Origin of the sequence: Nonomuraea sp. GTA35 (genome assembly GCF_041950525.1) — a bacterium.
In the GTDB taxonomy this organism is placed as follows: Bacteria; Actinomycetota; Actinomycetes; order Streptosporangiales; family Streptosporangiaceae; genus Nonomuraea.
Map to the genome: position 1 here is coordinate 82404 of NZ_JBGNUV010000009.1, position 13729 is coordinate 96132.

The following is a 13729-nucleotide window of genomic DNA, read 5'->3' on the forward strand; positions in this document are numbered from 1 at the left end:
TATGGCAGTGCACAGCCGGCCGGTCACCGAGCACCCTCCAGGGCGGACCGGGCTGCGTGGTCTCATCCGCCGTCGCCCCCTGGTCAGCTTCTTCCTCATGGCCAACCTGCTGAGCTGGGTCGCCTGGCTGCCCTACATCCTGTCGGCCAACGGCCTCGGGATCCTGGGCTTCGGCTTTCCCGCCCTGCTCGGCACCACGCAGTTGCTCGGCGTCCTCCCCGGCGCCTACCTCGGCCCGATCTTCGCCGCCTACGTCGTGACCAGGGTCACCGAGGGCAAGGAAGGCATCCGCCGGTGGATCGGGCGGATGACCAAGTGGCGGGTCGGCTGGATCTGGTACCTCGTGACCGCCCTCGGTGTCCCCGCCGCCATCGTCGTCACCGGCATGGCGGTCAGCGAGGGGGACGTCCGCATGCCGCCCGTCGCCGTGCTGGCGGCGTACGTGCCCGGCCTGCTGCTCCAGATGGTCACCACCGGACTGGCCGAGGAGCCCGGCTGGCGGGACTTCGCCCTGGCGCGCATGCAGCGCAGGCTCGGCCCGCTGGGCGCCACCGCCGTCCTCGGTCCGCTGTGGGGCCTGTGGCACCTGCCGCTGTTCCTGAGCGAGTGGGGCGGGTGGCCGGACGTCACCTGGGAGAGGGTCGGCATGTTCCTCGCCTTCACCTGCATGTTCAGCGTGGTCGTCACCTGGGTGTTCAACCGGACCGGGCAGAGCCTGCCGCTGATCATGTTGCTGCACGTCAGCGTCAACAACTTCATGTCGATCGCCTACTCGGACATGTTCCCGTCGATCGCCGGCCCTGATCATGCGAGCCAGGTCACCCTGCTGGCGGGCACCACGGCGGCCTTCCTGGTGCTCGTCGCGACCCGCGGCCGGCTGGGCTACCGTCCCGCCCTCCAGGACTGAGCCATCGGGCCCTACCGGGGGCCGGAGGCGAGCCGGTCTGCCACCATGCGGCGCCGTTCCGCCGGTAGATCGTGCGCGGCCATGGCCCTGGCCAGGAGGTCGGGGTCGAAGCCCTGCGCCGCCATGTGGTCGAGGAGAGGCTCGTACCGGTCGGGGCGGTCGCGCAGGAGTTCCGTGGCCAGCCGCAGTTCCAGCCGGACCACGGGAACCCGGTACGAGCCGCACGTGATCAGCACGTAGTGCCGCCACGGGCCGCTGCCGACGCACTCCATCCCGTCGGAGTCCGTCTCCCGCTCGACGGTGCTGATCTCCAGGTGTACGCCGTTCACGTCGTACCTGGCGAAGTACTGCGCGCTCCCGGGGAGCCAGGAGGCCGCGTGCAGGCAGGGGAAGGAGGAGAGGGCGGCGGCGATCAGGTGCACGTCCTCGCGCCGGGCCGCCAGGAGGTCGACGTCGCCGACAGGAAGGGGGACGCCCTGCAGGAGAGCCGCGCCCGTGCCGCCCACGCGGTATTTCGGGGTTCTCCCCGAAGCGCTCAGGGCGGTGAGAGTGGTCTCCAGCGCCGAGGTCACGTCGTCCAGGCGCAGATTCGCCTCACCGTCTCCCATGGCGATCAGCGTAGTCATCGCGAGCCGCGGCGGTCAGGCCTCGGGTCATCAACCAGATGGCCAGGACGACGCTCTGCAGGGCCAGTGGTGCGTTCATGGTCAGATAAAGCGGCGTGACGACGCCGGTCACCTGAGAAAGCACCAGAAGGCTCGCCAGAATGGCCGCTCCGGTGCCGAGAAAACCCCACACGGACAACCAGCGCGGGACGAGTCGCGACCGATGCAGGATGCGGAACAGCAGGAGGTCCCCGAGGCCGAGCGCGAGGATCAGCGCGACGTGATTCACCAGGTCGCGGGCCGTCCGCAGCAACTGGCCCAGCGCCTCGGCGCCGGGTGCGGCCGACGCGTGTTCCTGGCCCAGCACGAGGAACAAGGGCAGGACGATCACGCCTGACAACTGGAACGTCGCCGCGACCAGCCTGAGTCCGAGAAAGCCTGGAGCGAGCGCTGCGCTTTCCGACCGCAAGGCCGGATACAGGCACAGCGCGAATCCGACATAGGCGGGGATCATGATGAACTGCGATATCGCGCCGACGATGATCTGGCTCTCGTGGGCGGGAACGAGAGCCAGATAGTCCGGCTCCTCGAGAACGGGGACGACACTCAGCACGCCGGCGACCATGCCGACGATCACCAGCGCGCCCGCGAGCCTGTCTGTCTTCATGGCGAATCCTCATGCGTTCCGGCCGGCCTTACGATCGTAAGGAAGCTACTCCTTACGAGTGTAAGGCTGCAAGAGCCGGTCATCGGGGCGAGCGGTCGCTCCAGCGCCGCGAGGCGAGGCGAACGGCATGCTCGTGCGGGAGGTTGGCGGGGCCGCCGCGCGCGTAGCCCATCACGGTGCCGGGAGCGCCCCCTTGACCGATCCTCCTGACCAACGTATGCACGCCGTAGACGAAGATCCGGGTCAAGCGCGTGGAGGGAAGTCCCGATGTCACCTGACGCTCCTGGCTCGGCCGGCTCGATGTCCCGCCCGAGCCGCCGCGCCGTCCTGGCGGGCGGTGCCGCCGCGGCCCTCACCGCCGCGATCACCCCCGTCGCGACCGCTCCGGCCAGGGCCGGCGTGGCAGGCAGGACCTCCGTCGCGACCGGCACCGACTTCGCCGTCGCGCCCTCGCCCGACGGCCGACGGCTGGCCTTCGACCTGCTCGGCGTCCTGTGGGTCTGCTCCGCCTCGGGTGGCACCGCCCGCCGTCTCACCAGCGACCTGTACGACATCGCCCAGCCCGACTGGTCCCCGGACGGCTCCGGCATCGTCTTCCAGTCCTACCGCGACGGTGTCTTCAACCTGTGGACGATCCGGCCCGACGGCTCCGCGATCAGGCAGCTGACCAGGGGCCCGTTCGACCACCGCGAGCCCCGCTACAGCCCGGACGGCCGCACCGTCGCCTACTCCTCCGACGCCGGCGGCAGCTACGGGATCCACCTGCTCGACCTCGCCACCGGCAAGTCGCGTGCCCTGACCGACACCCCGAGCGAGGAGTACGAGCCGGCCTGGTCACCCGACGGCACCAGGCTCGCCTTCGTCGTCGCCGACACCAGGATCGACGTCGTCGAGGTCGCCACCGGCGCGCGCAGCACCGCGGTGACCGTCCCCGCGGGCCAGGTCATCCACCAGCCGTCCTGGCTGCCGAACGGGACCGACCTCGCCTACCACCTGTTCCGCGCGGGCGTGAACGAGCTGGCGAGCACCGCCGGCACCCTGGTCACGGGCGAGGAGGTCTTCCCGTTCCGGGCCCGGTTCGCCCCGGACGGGCGCTACTTCTACACCTCGGCCGGCGCCATCAGGACCCGCCGCCTCGGCTCCGCCGCCGCCGGCACGGTCGGCTTCACCGCCGCGCTGACCACCACGACCCCGAAGTACCAGAAGAAGGCCCGCGTGTTCGACGCGCCCGGCTCGTTCCCCGTCGTCGGGATCGGCAGCCCGGCCGTGTCACCGGACGGGTCCACGGTGGCGTTCCGCGCGCTCAACGACATCTACCTGATGCGGATCGGTGGCGTGCCTCGCCCGCTCTTCCGCGACCGCTGGTGGAAGGCCGACCCGGACTTCTCCCCGGACGGGCGAAGCCTGGCGTTCGTCACCGACCGTACGGGAACGCTGAACATCTGGGTCCGCGACCTGGCCACGGGCGACGACCGGCAGCTGACCCGGCTGACCGACTCCGCCGCCCTGTCCGTCAGATGGTCGCCTGACGGCAGGGAGATCGCCTACCTGGACCAGGACGGCGCCCTGTGGATCCTGGACGTCGCCACCGGCGACATCCAGAAGATCTTCAACGCCACCTTCGAGCCGGGCCGGCCGACCTGGTCCCCCGACGGCAGGACGATCGCGCTGGCCGCCGTCGTGCCGTACTCGCGGCGCTACCGCGAGGGACTGTCCAAGATCCTGCTCGTCGACCGGGCCACGGGCGCCGGCACGTACGTCGATCCCGCGCCGCACCGCTCCTTGCAGACCCGCGGCGACGACGGCCCCGTCTGGTCGCCGGACGGCACCATGCTCGCCTTCGCCATGGAGTCGCTGATCTGGGTGCTGCCGGTGGACGGCACCGGCCGCCCGACCGGCCGCGCCCGCCAGGTCACCCGCGAGGTGTCCGACGCCCCCGTCTGGGCCGGCGACTCCGCCACCCTCCTCTACCTGAACGGCGGGCGGCTGAGGAGCGTGCGCGTCGACGGCGGCTCCGCCCGCACCGTCCCGCACCGCCTGAACTGGCGCAACGACCCCGGCCCCGAGCAGGTCGTGGTGCACGCCGGCCGCATGTGGGACGGTGTCTCCGCGACCGTCGCCCGCGACGTGGACATCATCGTGCGGGGCCAGCGCATCACCGCCGTGGAGCCGCACCGGGACGGGCGCCCCGGCACCCTGGTCGACGCGAGCGACAGGTTCGTCATGCCGGGCCTGATCGACATCCACCACCACCGCGAGATGCAGGGCTACGCGTACGGCTCGCGGCAAGGCCCGCTCTGGCTGGCCTTCGGCATCACCACGACCCGCTCACCGGGCTCGCCCGCGTACCACATGGTGGAGGAGCGGGAGTCGGTGCAGTCCGGCGCCCGGCTCGCGCCGCGTTACCTGGGCACCGGCGAGGCCGTCGACGGGCCGCGCGTCTACTACAACTTCATGCGCCCGACGTTCACCCACGACCAGTTGCGGCTGGAGCTGGAGCGGGCGGCCGACCTCGACTACGACCTGATGAAGTGCTACGTGCGGCTGCCGGTCGCCTGGCACAGGGAGGTCATCGACTGGGCGCACCGCCATGGCAGGCCGGTCACCTCGCACTACCACTACCCGGCGATCGCCATGGGCGGCGACCAGACCGAGCACATCGGCGCCACCAGCCGGTTCGGCTACTCGCGCACGGTCACGAACGTCGGCTCCGCCTACTCGGACGTCATCGCCATGTTCAACGCCTCGAAGATGGCCAGAACCCCCACCCTGTTCAACTCCACCGCCCTCTACCGGGAGGACAGCTCGCTGGCCGCCGACGAACGCGTCCGCCGCCTCTACCCGAACTGGCGGATGGCACAGCTGAGGGCCACGGTCGCCACGGCCCAGAACGCCGACCCGGCGGCGATCCAGGTCACCCTGCGGAACCTGGCCAACCAGGTCGCCCAGCTCGTGGCGATGATCCGCGGGGGCGGCGTGGTCACCGTCGGCACCGACGCCCCCATCGACCACGTCGCGGTGAGCCTGCACATGAACCTGCGCGCCATGGTCAAGTACGGCCTCACCCCGCTGGAGACGCTCACCGCCGCGACCAGCGTGCCCGGCGAGCACCTCGGCCAGCCGCTGGGCAGGATCGGCAAGGGCATGTACGCCGACCTGGCCATCGTCGACGGCGACCCGCTCACCCGCATCGAGGACGCCGCCAACGTCACCGCCGTCCTCGTCGGCGGCAGGCACCACACCGTCGAGCAGCTCCTCGCGCCGTACCCGTCCGCCACCACCACCGACCAGGCCGCCCCCGCCGCCTCGGCGCCGTCCGGAAAGGTCAAGGACCCTGTCCCCGCGCACGCGAGCACCGCGGCCTACTGGTGGAACGACCCTGGCGAGCTGGGCAGGGCTCGCGTCTCCTGCTGCCACGACGAGTAGGCGGGCGGGCGGCATGCGGGTGCTGCTCCTGGGCGGCACCCGGCCCACCCGCCGCAGGCCGCCACCTGGACCGAGGCGGGCGGCGCTGCCGACGGCGCCGCGCCGGCCGGGGCGTCATGACGTGGCGATGAGCTCGTCGGCGACCCACCGTGCGACGCCCTCGGGGAACGGCGACGGCAGCCCGAGGACGATGTGGCGGAAGCCGGCGTCGAGCGACTGCCCGATGGCCTCCCGGGTGCGGGCGGGCTGCTCGTAGGAGACCGGCACGTGGATCGAGCGGACGATCGAGGCGGGGTCCCGGCCGATCTCGGCGCAGTAGCGGTCCAGCATCGCGCTGCGGCGCACGACGTCGTCGAGGTCGCCGCCGGGCACGTTCCAGACGTCGGCGTGCTCGGCGGCCACGCGCAGGGTCGAGGCGGCGCGCCCGCCGATGACGATCGGCGGATGCGGGCGCTGGACGGGCTTGGGGTTGCAGTACGCCTGGGTGACGCGCACGTAGCCGCCCTGGAAGTCGAACGGCTCGGTCTCGGTCCACAGCCGCCTGATCACCGTGCAGGCCTCGGCGAGGCTGCCCACGGCGTGCGCGGCGTCGTGGTACGGCAGGCCGTGCGCGTCGTACTCGCGGCGGGCCAGCGGGTGGCCGGGCCGGGAGCCGGCGCCGATGCCGAAGTCGAGCCGTCCGCCGGAGACGATGTCGACGGTCGCGGCGATCTTGGCGAGCATCGCGGGCGGCCGGAACCGGTTGCTTGTCACGAGCACGCCGACGCGCAGCCGCCGGGTCTGCGCGGCCAGGGCCGAGAGCAGCGTCCAGCCTTCGTGGGTGGGCCCGTCCGGGTCGCCGTGGATCGGCATGAGGTGATCGAACAGCCACGTGTGCTCGATGTCGGGGATCGTGTCGGCCTCGCGCCAGACCCGCAGGACGTCCTGGTAGTCGACCTGCGAGGGGGCGGTCATGATGCCGAAGCTGGGGCGGGGGTCGTGCGGCATGGCGCTGGTCCTTTCGCTGCCGCGGGACGCTCAGCGGCGTCGCAGCGCGGGGTCGAGCAGGGCGGGCGGGGTGTCGAAGTTCTCGTGCGGCGCCAGGTCGACGCCGGGTGCGACGATCTCGTCGATGGCGTCGAGGACGTCGGCGGGCAGCACCGTGTCCGCGGCGGCGAGCTGGGAGCGCAGGTGGTCCAGGGTGCGGGGGCCGATGAGCGCGCTGGTCACGGCGGGGTGGGCGGTGACGAAGCCGAGCGCGAGCTGGATCATCGTCAGACCGGCCGCGTCGGCGACCTTCGCCAGCCGCTCGACCGCGTCGAGCCTGACGCGGTTGAGCGGGATGGACAGGTCGAAGCGCTCGGGCATGAACGCCGAGCGGTGGGTGGCGATCTCCCGGCCCTCGCGGACCGCGCCCGTCAGCCAGCCCGAGGCCAGCGGGCTCCACGCCAGCACCCCGAGGCCGTACTGCTCGGTGACGGGCAGGACGTGCGCCTCGATGCCGCGCTGCAGGATCGAGTAGCTGGGCTGCTCGGTGACGTATCGCCCGAGGTGGTGCTCCTTGGCGGCCCACTGGGCCTGCACGATGCGGTAGGCGGGGAAGGTCGAGGAGCCGAAGTAGCGGATCTTGCCCGCGCGCTGCAGGTCGGTCAGGGCCGACAGCGTCTCCTCGTCGCCGGTCGCCGGGTCCCAGCGGTGGAGCTGGTAGAGGTCGACGTGGTCGACGCCGAGGCGGCGCAGGCTGTGGTCCAGCTCGGTGACCAGCCAGCGGCGCGAGCCGCCCTGGTGGTTGCGCTCCTGTCCCATCGGCATGCCGGCCTTGGTGGCCAGGACGATGTCGTCGCGGCGGCCGGCGATGGCCTTGCCGACCATCTCCTCCGACTCGCCGGCGCCGTACATGTCGGCGGTGTCGATGAGGTTGACGCCGGCCTCGAGGGCGGCGTCGACGATGGCGGTGGCCTCGTCCTGGGTGGTGCGCCCGATGGCGCCGAAGTTCATCGCGCCGAGCGCGAGGGAGCTGACCTGGACACCGGTACGGCCCAGCGTGCGGTACTGCATGGCTGTGTTCTCCCTGATCTGGCATCATGGATAAGCGGAACGCGATTCCGTTAACTGCCACGATAGGGAACCGTGTTCCGTTTAGCAAGTGCGGAGTGGAGGATGCGGCGCGTGCACGACAACGAAGCAGGCACAGCAGGCACGGGGCAGGCGGCACCGCGCAAGCGGGCGGACGCCCGGCGCAACGAGCGGACGCTGCTCGACGCCGCCGCGGCCGTCTTCGTGACCTCGGGCGTCGAGGCGCCGATCCGCGACATCGCGGCCAGGGCGGGAGTCGGCGTGGCCACGATCTACCGCCACTTCCCGACGCGGGCCGACCTCATCATCGCCGTCTACCGGCACCAGATCGAGGCCTGCGCCGAGGCCGGGCCCGTCCTGCTGGAGAGCAGCCCGACCCCGCACGCGGCGCTGGGGCGGTGGATCAACCTGTTCGTCGACTTCCTGGTCACCAAGCACGGGCTCGCCGCCGTGCTGCAGTCGGACGAGGCCGGCTTCCAGCAGTTGCACGCCTACTTCCTCGACCGGCTGCTGCCCGTGTGCGCCCGGCTCGTGGCGGCCGCGGCCGACGCCGGCGAGATCCGCCCGGACCTGGAGGCGTACGAGCTCATGCGCGGCGTCGGGAACCTGTGCATCGGCGCGGACAACGATCCCCGCTACGACGCCCGGCGCCTGGTCGGGCTGCTCATCGACGGGCTGCGCCAGCGTTAGGATCTTCCGGAATCATGTTCCGGAAGCCAGCAGCTCCTGGAGTTCGGACTCGAAGAACAGGGCGGCGTCGAAGCCCATCCCGGCGAAGTGGCCGGCGAGCTCCAGCGACAGCACGCCGTGCATGCGGGTCCAGAAGGTCAGGGCGCGGCGCAGGGCCGCGGAAGGGGCGGGGTGCTCCCCCGCCCACCGCCGGTGCTCTTCCAGGTGCCCGTCGAACGGCGTCGCCGGGCCGTCCGCGGGCAGCGGAGCGCAGGCGTCGAGCAGGGTCGCCATGATCTCGTCGGAGATGAGGGTGACGTCGTCGGGCGCGCGGTAGCCGGGCACCGGCGTGCCGAAGATCAGGAAGTAGCGCTGCGGGTCCTCCAGTGCCCAGCCGCGCAGGGCGTGCGCCAGCGCGGCCAGGTCCGGGCCGGAGGCGGCGGCCGCGCGGAAGGTGTCGGCGAGGCTGCGGTAGGCGTCCGTGATGAGCTCGGTGAGCAGGTCGTCGCGGCCCGCGAAGTACCGGTAGAGCGCGGGCCCGCTCATGCCCATCCGCTTGGCGATCGCGTTGAGCGAGAGCGCCGACGCGCCGGCCGAGGCGATCTGCTCCCAGGCGTGCTGCTTGATCTCGCCGCGCACCTGGGTGCGGTAACGCTCGCGCGGGGCCTTCGCGTCCGTCTTCGCCACGACCTCACCTCTCCACACCGCTATGGCTTCAAGCGTTGGTTAGAACCTATCACGATCGCCCTTGACCGTCCGGCGCCTTGCGTTATAGCTTCTAACCAACGCAAGGCCATCTAACGAATCAAGGAGAACATCATGTTCGGTTCCCGTGTGCGCACCGCCGCGGTCACGGTCTCCCTCGCCGTCGCCGCCACCGGCCTGCTCGCGAGCACGGTCACGCCCGCACAGGCCGCCGCCGCTCCCCAGCAGTGCCGCGGGCAGGGCGTCGACCCCGGCGCCCGCATCCGCTACCAGTCCGACATCGTGATCAAGGCGCCGCTGAGCAGGGTCTTCAAGCTGCAGACCGACGTCGAACGCTGGCCGGCCTGGCAGTCCCCCGTCCTGACCGCGAAGCGGCTCGACCACGGTGCTCTGCGCAGGGGCTCGCGGTTCCGCTGGACCACCCCCGCGCCCGCCACGCCCACCACCCCCGCCACCACCCTGGAGATCACCTCCACCGTCCGGCAGCTCCAGCGCGGCTCCTGCATCCTGTGGACCGGGCCCGCGATCGGCCAGGGGCTGCGCATCGACAAGGGGGTCCACCTGTGGACGTTCACCAAGGTGAAGGGCGGGGTCCGCGTGCACACCGAGGAGACCTGGACGGGCGCGCAGGTCGAAGCGGACATTCCCACCGCGGCCGCGGCGCTCGGCGCCGGCCTCGAAGCGTGGCTGCGCGACCTGAAGGCCGCCGCCGAGGCCTGATCGGCGGGCTTGGTGATCTTCTCGCTCGCCCGGACATCATCACGTCCCGGTGCACGACCTCCGCGGCGTGCACCGCGCCCATGCCGCCGGCCCCGGGCCGCCCGGCGATCCGGGGCCGTCAGGGCTTGTTGCCGGGCCAGTCCTGGTAGCGGATCCGGCCGAGGGCCGCGCCCTCGCCCGGCACCAGCGCCCGCTCGGTCACCTCGGTCCCGAAGTAGCGCGCGTGCGGGTCGGTGACCACCTCGCGCGGGTCGCCGTAGGAGGCCAGCGCCTCGCGGAAGAACTCGTCCATCCGGTACTGCTCGGGCCCGGCCACCTCGACGCCGCCGTTCAACGGCGTCCCCACCGCGACCCGGCCGACCGCCTCGGCCACGTCGTCACCCGCGATGGGCTGGAAGAGGACGGGCGCGATGCGTACCTGGCCGTCCTGGGTGGACTCGTCGGCGATGCCGCGGACGAACTCGAAGAACTGCGTGGCGTGCACGATCGAGAACGGGATGCCCGAATTCTCGATGAGCTGCTCCTGGACGCGCTTCGCGGTGAAGTAGTCGTTGGTGGGCGTGCGCCCGGTGCCCACCACCGACAGCGCGACGTGATGGCCGACGCCTTCCGTGGCCTCGGCCGTGAGCAGGTTGCCGGTGGAGGTCTCGAAGAACCTCCTCACCTCGGCGGCCTCGAAGGACGGCGAGTTCGACACGTCGATCACCACGTGGGCGCCCGCCAGCGCCTCGGCCAGCCCTTCCCCCGTGAGGGTGTTCACCCCCGTCTTCGGCGAGGCCGCCACCGCCTCGTGCCCCTGCTCCTTCAGCCAGGCCACCAGCTTCGAGCCGATCAGTCCGGTCCCACCGATTACCACGATCTTCATGACGGCACCTCCCTCGTCACTAGGAGGTTAGGCAGCGCGACAGGCCATGGACATCCCGCGGAAAGGAATATTCACCATAGGTTTCGTGCAAGACAAGATGCCATCTGACCTGGTCTTACTCTAAGCATTCGCTCAGGTTGGCCCCCTAACGTGACCGGGTGTCCATCAACCTGGCCGCACTGAAGGGCGACGGCGGGCCGCGGGCCGGCGTCCGGACGCGGCCGCCCCCGCCGCCGCGCAGGCAGACCTGGCTGGATGCCCTGCGCGGCCTGGCCGTGCTCGCCGTGCTCTTCGAGCACCTGCTCGATCCCCTCTTTCCCGAGGTCCGCACGGCCGTCAGCCCGTGGTTCGACTTCGGCCAGTACGGGGTCATGGTGTTCTTCCTGGTCAGCGGCTATGTGGTACCGGCCTCGCTGGAGCGGCGCGGCAGCGTCACCGGGTTCTGGATCGGCCGGTTGTTCCGCCTCTACCCCCTGTGGCTCGTCGCGGCGGTCGCCGGGACCGGGTTCGGCCTCCTGCGGGTGTACTCGGAGCTGCCCGCCCAGCTCGGCGAGCGACCGGCCGCGGCCACCCTGGCCCACCTGACGATGCTGCAGGACTTCATGCAGGTGGTCAGCGTCGTCAACGTGTTCTGGACGCTCTCCTACGAGATGGTGTTCTACCTCCTGGTGACAGCGATCTTCGTCGTCGCGCCGCACCGGCCGCGCACCACCGGCACCCTCGTCGTGGTGATGGCGGCCGTGCTCGTGGGCGGGCTGCTCCCGGCCGGCGCCCTGTCCCGCGCCCTCGGCGGTGACGCCGTCGTGCTGATCGTGACCGCCGTGCTGGTGGCCGGGCTCGCCGCGGTCCTCGGCGGCGGCCATCGCGTACGGCTGTGCGGCGCGGCCGCCCTGGCCGTGCCGGCCGTCGTGCTGCTCAGCGCCAACAGCCGGATCGGAGCCTGGCAGAGCCTGGCCATCGTGGCCACCATGTTCGCCGGAACCGCGCTGCACCGGCTGGACCACGGGCAGCTCCACCGCGGCGCGAGGTGGGTGGTCGGGCTGGTCCCCGTCGTGTGCGTCGGCGCCGCGCTCTGGTTCGGCCCCGGCTGGGGGATGTCCGACGAGCAGGCGGTGGCGTTCAGGTGGAGCTGGTCGGCGGCCGTGGCGGCGGCCTGGCTGACCTTCGTGGCCTTCCGCCTGCTGCGGCGGCCGTCGGCTCTGCTCGTGCGCCTCGGGCTGATCAGCTACTCCGTCTACCTGCTGCATCCCCTGGTCGTGCAGGTGCTGCGGCGGCTGGTGCCGTACCCGGGCGAGGTCTGGCTGCCCGGGCGGATCGCCTGGTCGCTGGGGCTGGCGACCGTCGTCGTCGCCGTCGCCACCCTGACCTACCGGTTCGTCGAGCTGCCGGCTCAGGAGCTCGGCCGCCGCCTGATCCGCGCACGGACGAGGGTCAGCCCGTGAGCCCGGAGGCGGTGGCGACCAGGCCGCCGTCGATGACCAGGTCCTGCCCGTTGACGTAGGAGGCCTCGTCCGAGGCGAGGAAGGCCACCGCGCCCGCCACGTCCTCGGCCGTGCCCAGGCGACCGGCGGGCACCGCGGCGAGCACGGCGGCCTCGGCCTCGGCGGAGATGTTGTCGTGGAACATCGGGGTCTCGATGTAGCCGGGGCTGACCGAGTTCACCCGGATGCCCCTCGGCGCCAGGTCGGCCGCGAGCGTGTGCGCCAGGTTGTGCACCGCCGCCTTGGTCGCCGCGTAGATCGAGGCGCCGGGCAGGCCGCGGTGCAGCGTCCACGACGCGTTGATCACGATCGCGGCGCCGTCGGCGAGCAGCGGCAGCGTCTTGTGGATGGTGAAGAACACCCCCTTGAAGTTGATGGTCACGATGCGGTCGAACTCGGCCTCGGTGACCTCCCCGAACGAGGCGACGCCCGCGTTGGCGAACACCACGTCCAGCCGTCCGTACCGGTCGCGGATCGCGGCGGTCAGCGTGTCCAGGTCGGCCAGGTCCGCCACGTCGCCGCGTACGGCCAGGACGCGGTCACCGCCGCCCAGGCCGTCCAGCGCGGCGTCCAGGCGGGCCTTGTCCCTGCCGGTGATGACCACCCGCGCACCCTCGGCGAGCAGCCTGCGGGCGGCGGCCAGGCCCATGCCGCTCGTGCCGCCGGTGATGAGCGCGACCTTGCCGTCGAAACGTGTCTTCGTCATGGGGCCCAGCCTGCCGAACGGCTCGCGGGCGAGACAGTGCGTGCTCAGCCTGGGTCTGCCACCACCACCCTGGACAGGCGCTCCTCGGTGCCGGGCAGCGGGTTGTACAGCTCCAGGTGCCAGTCCGGCCGGTCGGCCACGGTCAGGGTCGTCATCTCGAAGAACAGGTCACCGGCCGCGGGGTGGCGCACCGCCTTCACCGCCTGTACGGGGGCGCCCACCTCGTGGCGGGCCCAGAGCGCGGCGAAGTCGGGGCTCACCGAGCTGAGGTCGGCCACCAGCCGGCCGAACTCGGGGTCGCCGGGGGCGTGCCCCGCGTCGGCGCGGAAGGCGGCGACCACGGCCGGCGCGACCGAGTCCCACTGCACGTGCATGCCGCGGTAGCGGGCGTTGGTGAAGAACGAGACCAGGCAGTTGTGATCGAGGTCGTCGTAGCCGAACACCGCCCGCGTCGCCTCGTTGATCGCCAGCAGGTTCCAGCGGCTGTCGCGCAGGATCGCCGGTCGCGGCGTCCACGCGTCGAGCAGGCGCCGCAGCTCCGGGGTGACCTCGGCGCCGGGCCCGCCGCCGGGGCGCGGCGGGTTGAGGCCGGCCAGCAGGTACAGGTGGGCGCGCTCGGGCTCGGTCAGGCGCAGGGCCCGGCCGATCGCGTCGAGCACCTCGGCCGAGACGTTGATGTCGCGGCCCTGCTCCAGCCAGGTGTACCAGGACACGCCGACCCCGGCCAGCACGGCGACCTCCTCGCGCCGCAGCCCCGGCGTCCTGCGCCGGCCCGCGGCCACCATGCCGACGTCGCCGGGGGTGAGCCGCGCCCGGCAGGCACGCAGGAAGTCGCGGAGCTGCTCGCGGCGGTGCCGGCGCGCCTCAGGGGTCTCGCTGGTCATACGCCACGGTAACCGGCGCCGGGTTATAGTCAGGGCAAT

Annotated in this window: 13 protein-coding genes; 5 read left to right on the forward strand and 8 right to left on the reverse strand. The window is 71.9% G+C overall.

Going from position 1 to position 13729, the window contains the following annotated elements:
* Nucleotide 1: 1 nt before the first annotated feature.
* Nucleotides 2-907 (forward strand): type II CAAX prenyl endopeptidase Rce1 family protein, encoded by a 906-nt coding sequence (locus ACBJ32_RS34735; RefSeq protein ID WP_375130348.1) that lies wholly within the window; start codon nucleotides 2-4, stop codon nucleotides 905-907.
* Between the two features lie 11 nt (nucleotides 908-918).
* On the opposite strand, the gene ACBJ32_RS34740 is transcribed toward ACBJ32_RS34735, so the two are convergent.
* Both ACBJ32_RS34740 and ACBJ32_RS34745 read right to left on the reverse strand, forming a co-directional pair.
* Nucleotides 919-1515 carry a hypothetical protein gene (locus ACBJ32_RS34740; protein ID WP_375130349.1) on the reverse strand — a complete coding sequence of 199 codons (597 nt, stop codon included), beginning with the start codon at nucleotides 1513-1515 and terminating at the stop codon, nucleotides 919-921.
* A complete protein-coding gene (locus ACBJ32_RS34745) occupies nucleotides 1502-2179 on the reverse strand; it encodes a DUF4386 domain-containing protein (RefSeq protein WP_375130350.1) in 678 nt (225 codons plus the stop codon). The genes ACBJ32_RS34740 and ACBJ32_RS34745 overlap by 14 nt, the downstream gene beginning before the upstream one ends.
* Nucleotides 2180-2446: 267 nt before the next feature.
* Between ACBJ32_RS34745 and ACBJ32_RS34750 the strand changes: the two genes are divergently transcribed.
* Nucleotides 2447-5605: an amidohydrolase family protein gene (locus ACBJ32_RS34750; RefSeq protein WP_375130351.1), complete on the forward strand. Its 3159-nt coding sequence runs from the start codon at nucleotides 2447-2449 to the stop codon at nucleotides 5603-5605.
* A gap of 114 nt (nucleotides 5606-5719) precedes the next feature.
* Here the strand turns inward: ACBJ32_RS34750 and ACBJ32_RS34755 are convergent, their stop codons facing one another.
* Both ACBJ32_RS34755 and ACBJ32_RS34760 read right to left on the reverse strand, forming a co-directional pair.
* Entirely contained in the window at nucleotides 5720-6592 is an 873-nt protein-coding gene (locus ACBJ32_RS34755; protein ID WP_375130352.1) for an LLM class flavin-dependent oxidoreductase, read from the reverse strand.
* 30 nt (nucleotides 6593-6622) lie between these two features.
* Nucleotides 6623-7642 carry an aldo/keto reductase gene (locus tag ACBJ32_RS34760; protein ID WP_375130353.1) on the reverse strand — a complete coding sequence of 340 codons (1020 nt, stop codon included), beginning with the start codon at nucleotides 7640-7642 and terminating at the stop codon, nucleotides 6623-6625.
* 111 nt (nucleotides 7643-7753) lie between these two features.
* Between ACBJ32_RS34760 and ACBJ32_RS34765 the strand changes: the two genes are divergently transcribed.
* Nucleotides 7754-8350 (forward strand): TetR/AcrR family transcriptional regulator, encoded by a 597-nt coding sequence (locus ACBJ32_RS34765; protein WP_375130354.1) that lies wholly within the window; start codon nucleotides 7754-7756, stop codon nucleotides 8348-8350.
* A 12-nt stretch (nucleotides 8351-8362) separates the two neighbouring features.
* On the opposite strand, the gene ACBJ32_RS34770 is transcribed toward ACBJ32_RS34765, so the two are convergent.
* Nucleotides 8363-9016: a TetR/AcrR family transcriptional regulator gene (locus tag ACBJ32_RS34770; RefSeq protein ID WP_375130355.1), complete on the reverse strand. Its 654-nt coding sequence runs from the start codon at nucleotides 9014-9016 to the stop codon at nucleotides 8363-8365.
* 132 nt (nucleotides 9017-9148) lie between these two features.
* Here ACBJ32_RS34770 and ACBJ32_RS34775 point away from each other — a divergent pair, with 132 nt between their 5' ends.
* The gene (locus ACBJ32_RS34775) at nucleotides 9149-9754 is read left to right on the forward strand and encodes an SRPBCC family protein (RefSeq protein ID WP_375130356.1); all 606 of its coding nucleotides are present in this window, start codon (nucleotides 9149-9151) and stop codon (nucleotides 9752-9754) included.
* A gap of 118 nt (nucleotides 9755-9872) precedes the next feature.
* Here the strand turns inward: ACBJ32_RS34775 and ACBJ32_RS34780 are convergent, their stop codons facing one another.
* A complete protein-coding gene (locus ACBJ32_RS34780) occupies nucleotides 9873-10619 on the reverse strand; it encodes an SDR family oxidoreductase (protein ID WP_375130357.1) in 747 nt (248 codons plus the stop codon).
* A 158-nt stretch (nucleotides 10620-10777) separates the two neighbouring features.
* On the opposite strand from ACBJ32_RS34780, the gene ACBJ32_RS34785 reads away from it, so the two are divergent.
* Nucleotides 10778-12061 (forward strand): acyltransferase family protein, encoded by a 1284-nt coding sequence (locus ACBJ32_RS34785; protein ID WP_375130358.1) that lies wholly within the window; start codon nucleotides 10778-10780, stop codon nucleotides 12059-12061.
* On the opposite strand, the gene ACBJ32_RS34790 is transcribed toward ACBJ32_RS34785, so the two are convergent.
* Entirely contained in the window at nucleotides 12051-12806 is a 756-nt protein-coding gene (locus ACBJ32_RS34790) for a glucose 1-dehydrogenase (RefSeq protein ID WP_375130359.1), read from the reverse strand. The genes ACBJ32_RS34785 and ACBJ32_RS34790 overlap by 11 nt on opposite strands.
* A 44-nt stretch (nucleotides 12807-12850) precedes the next feature.
* A complete protein-coding gene (locus ACBJ32_RS34795; protein ID WP_357881992.1) occupies nucleotides 12851-13690 on the reverse strand; it encodes a helix-turn-helix transcriptional regulator in 840 nt (279 codons plus the stop codon).
* Nucleotides 13691-13729 lie beyond the last annotated feature (39 nt).

Bases quoted from the DNA above. Each gene is read 5' to 3' on its own strand.
- ACBJ32_RS34760 (WP_375130353.1), bottom strand. From the start codon at position 7,642: ATGCAGTACCGCACGCTGGGCCGTACCGGTGTCCAGGTCAGCTCCCTC.
- ACBJ32_RS34735 (WP_375130348.1), top strand. From the start codon at position 2: ATGGCAGTGCACAGCCGGCCGGTCACCGAGCACCCTCCAGGGCGGACC.
- ACBJ32_RS34775 (WP_375130356.1), top strand. From the start codon at position 9,149: ATGTTCGGTTCCCGTGTGCGCACCGCCGCGGTCACGGTCTCCCTCGCC.
- ACBJ32_RS34745 (WP_375130350.1), bottom strand. From the start codon at position 2,179: ATGAAGACAGACAGGCTCGCGGGCGCGCTGGTGATCGTCGGCATGGTC.
- ACBJ32_RS34750 (WP_375130351.1), top strand. From the start codon at position 2,447: ATGTCACCTGACGCTCCTGGCTCGGCCGGCTCGATGTCCCGCCCGAGC.
- ACBJ32_RS34795 (WP_357881992.1), bottom strand. From the start codon at position 13,690: ATGACCAGCGAGACCCCTGAGGCGCGCCGGCACCGCCGCGAGCAGCTC.
- ACBJ32_RS34740 (WP_375130349.1), bottom strand. From the start codon at position 1,515: ATGGGAGACGGTGAGGCGAATCTGCGCCTGGACGACGTGACCTCGGCG.
- ACBJ32_RS34780 (WP_375130357.1), bottom strand. From the start codon at position 10,619: ATGAAGATCGTGGTAATCGGTGGGACCGGACTGATCGGCTCGAAGCTG.
- ACBJ32_RS34755 (WP_375130352.1), bottom strand. From the start codon at position 6,592: ATGCCGCACGACCCCCGCCCCAGCTTCGGCATCATGACCGCCCCCTCG.
- ACBJ32_RS34790 (WP_375130359.1), bottom strand. From the start codon at position 12,806: ATGACGAAGACACGTTTCGACGGCAAGGTCGCGCTCATCACCGGCGGC.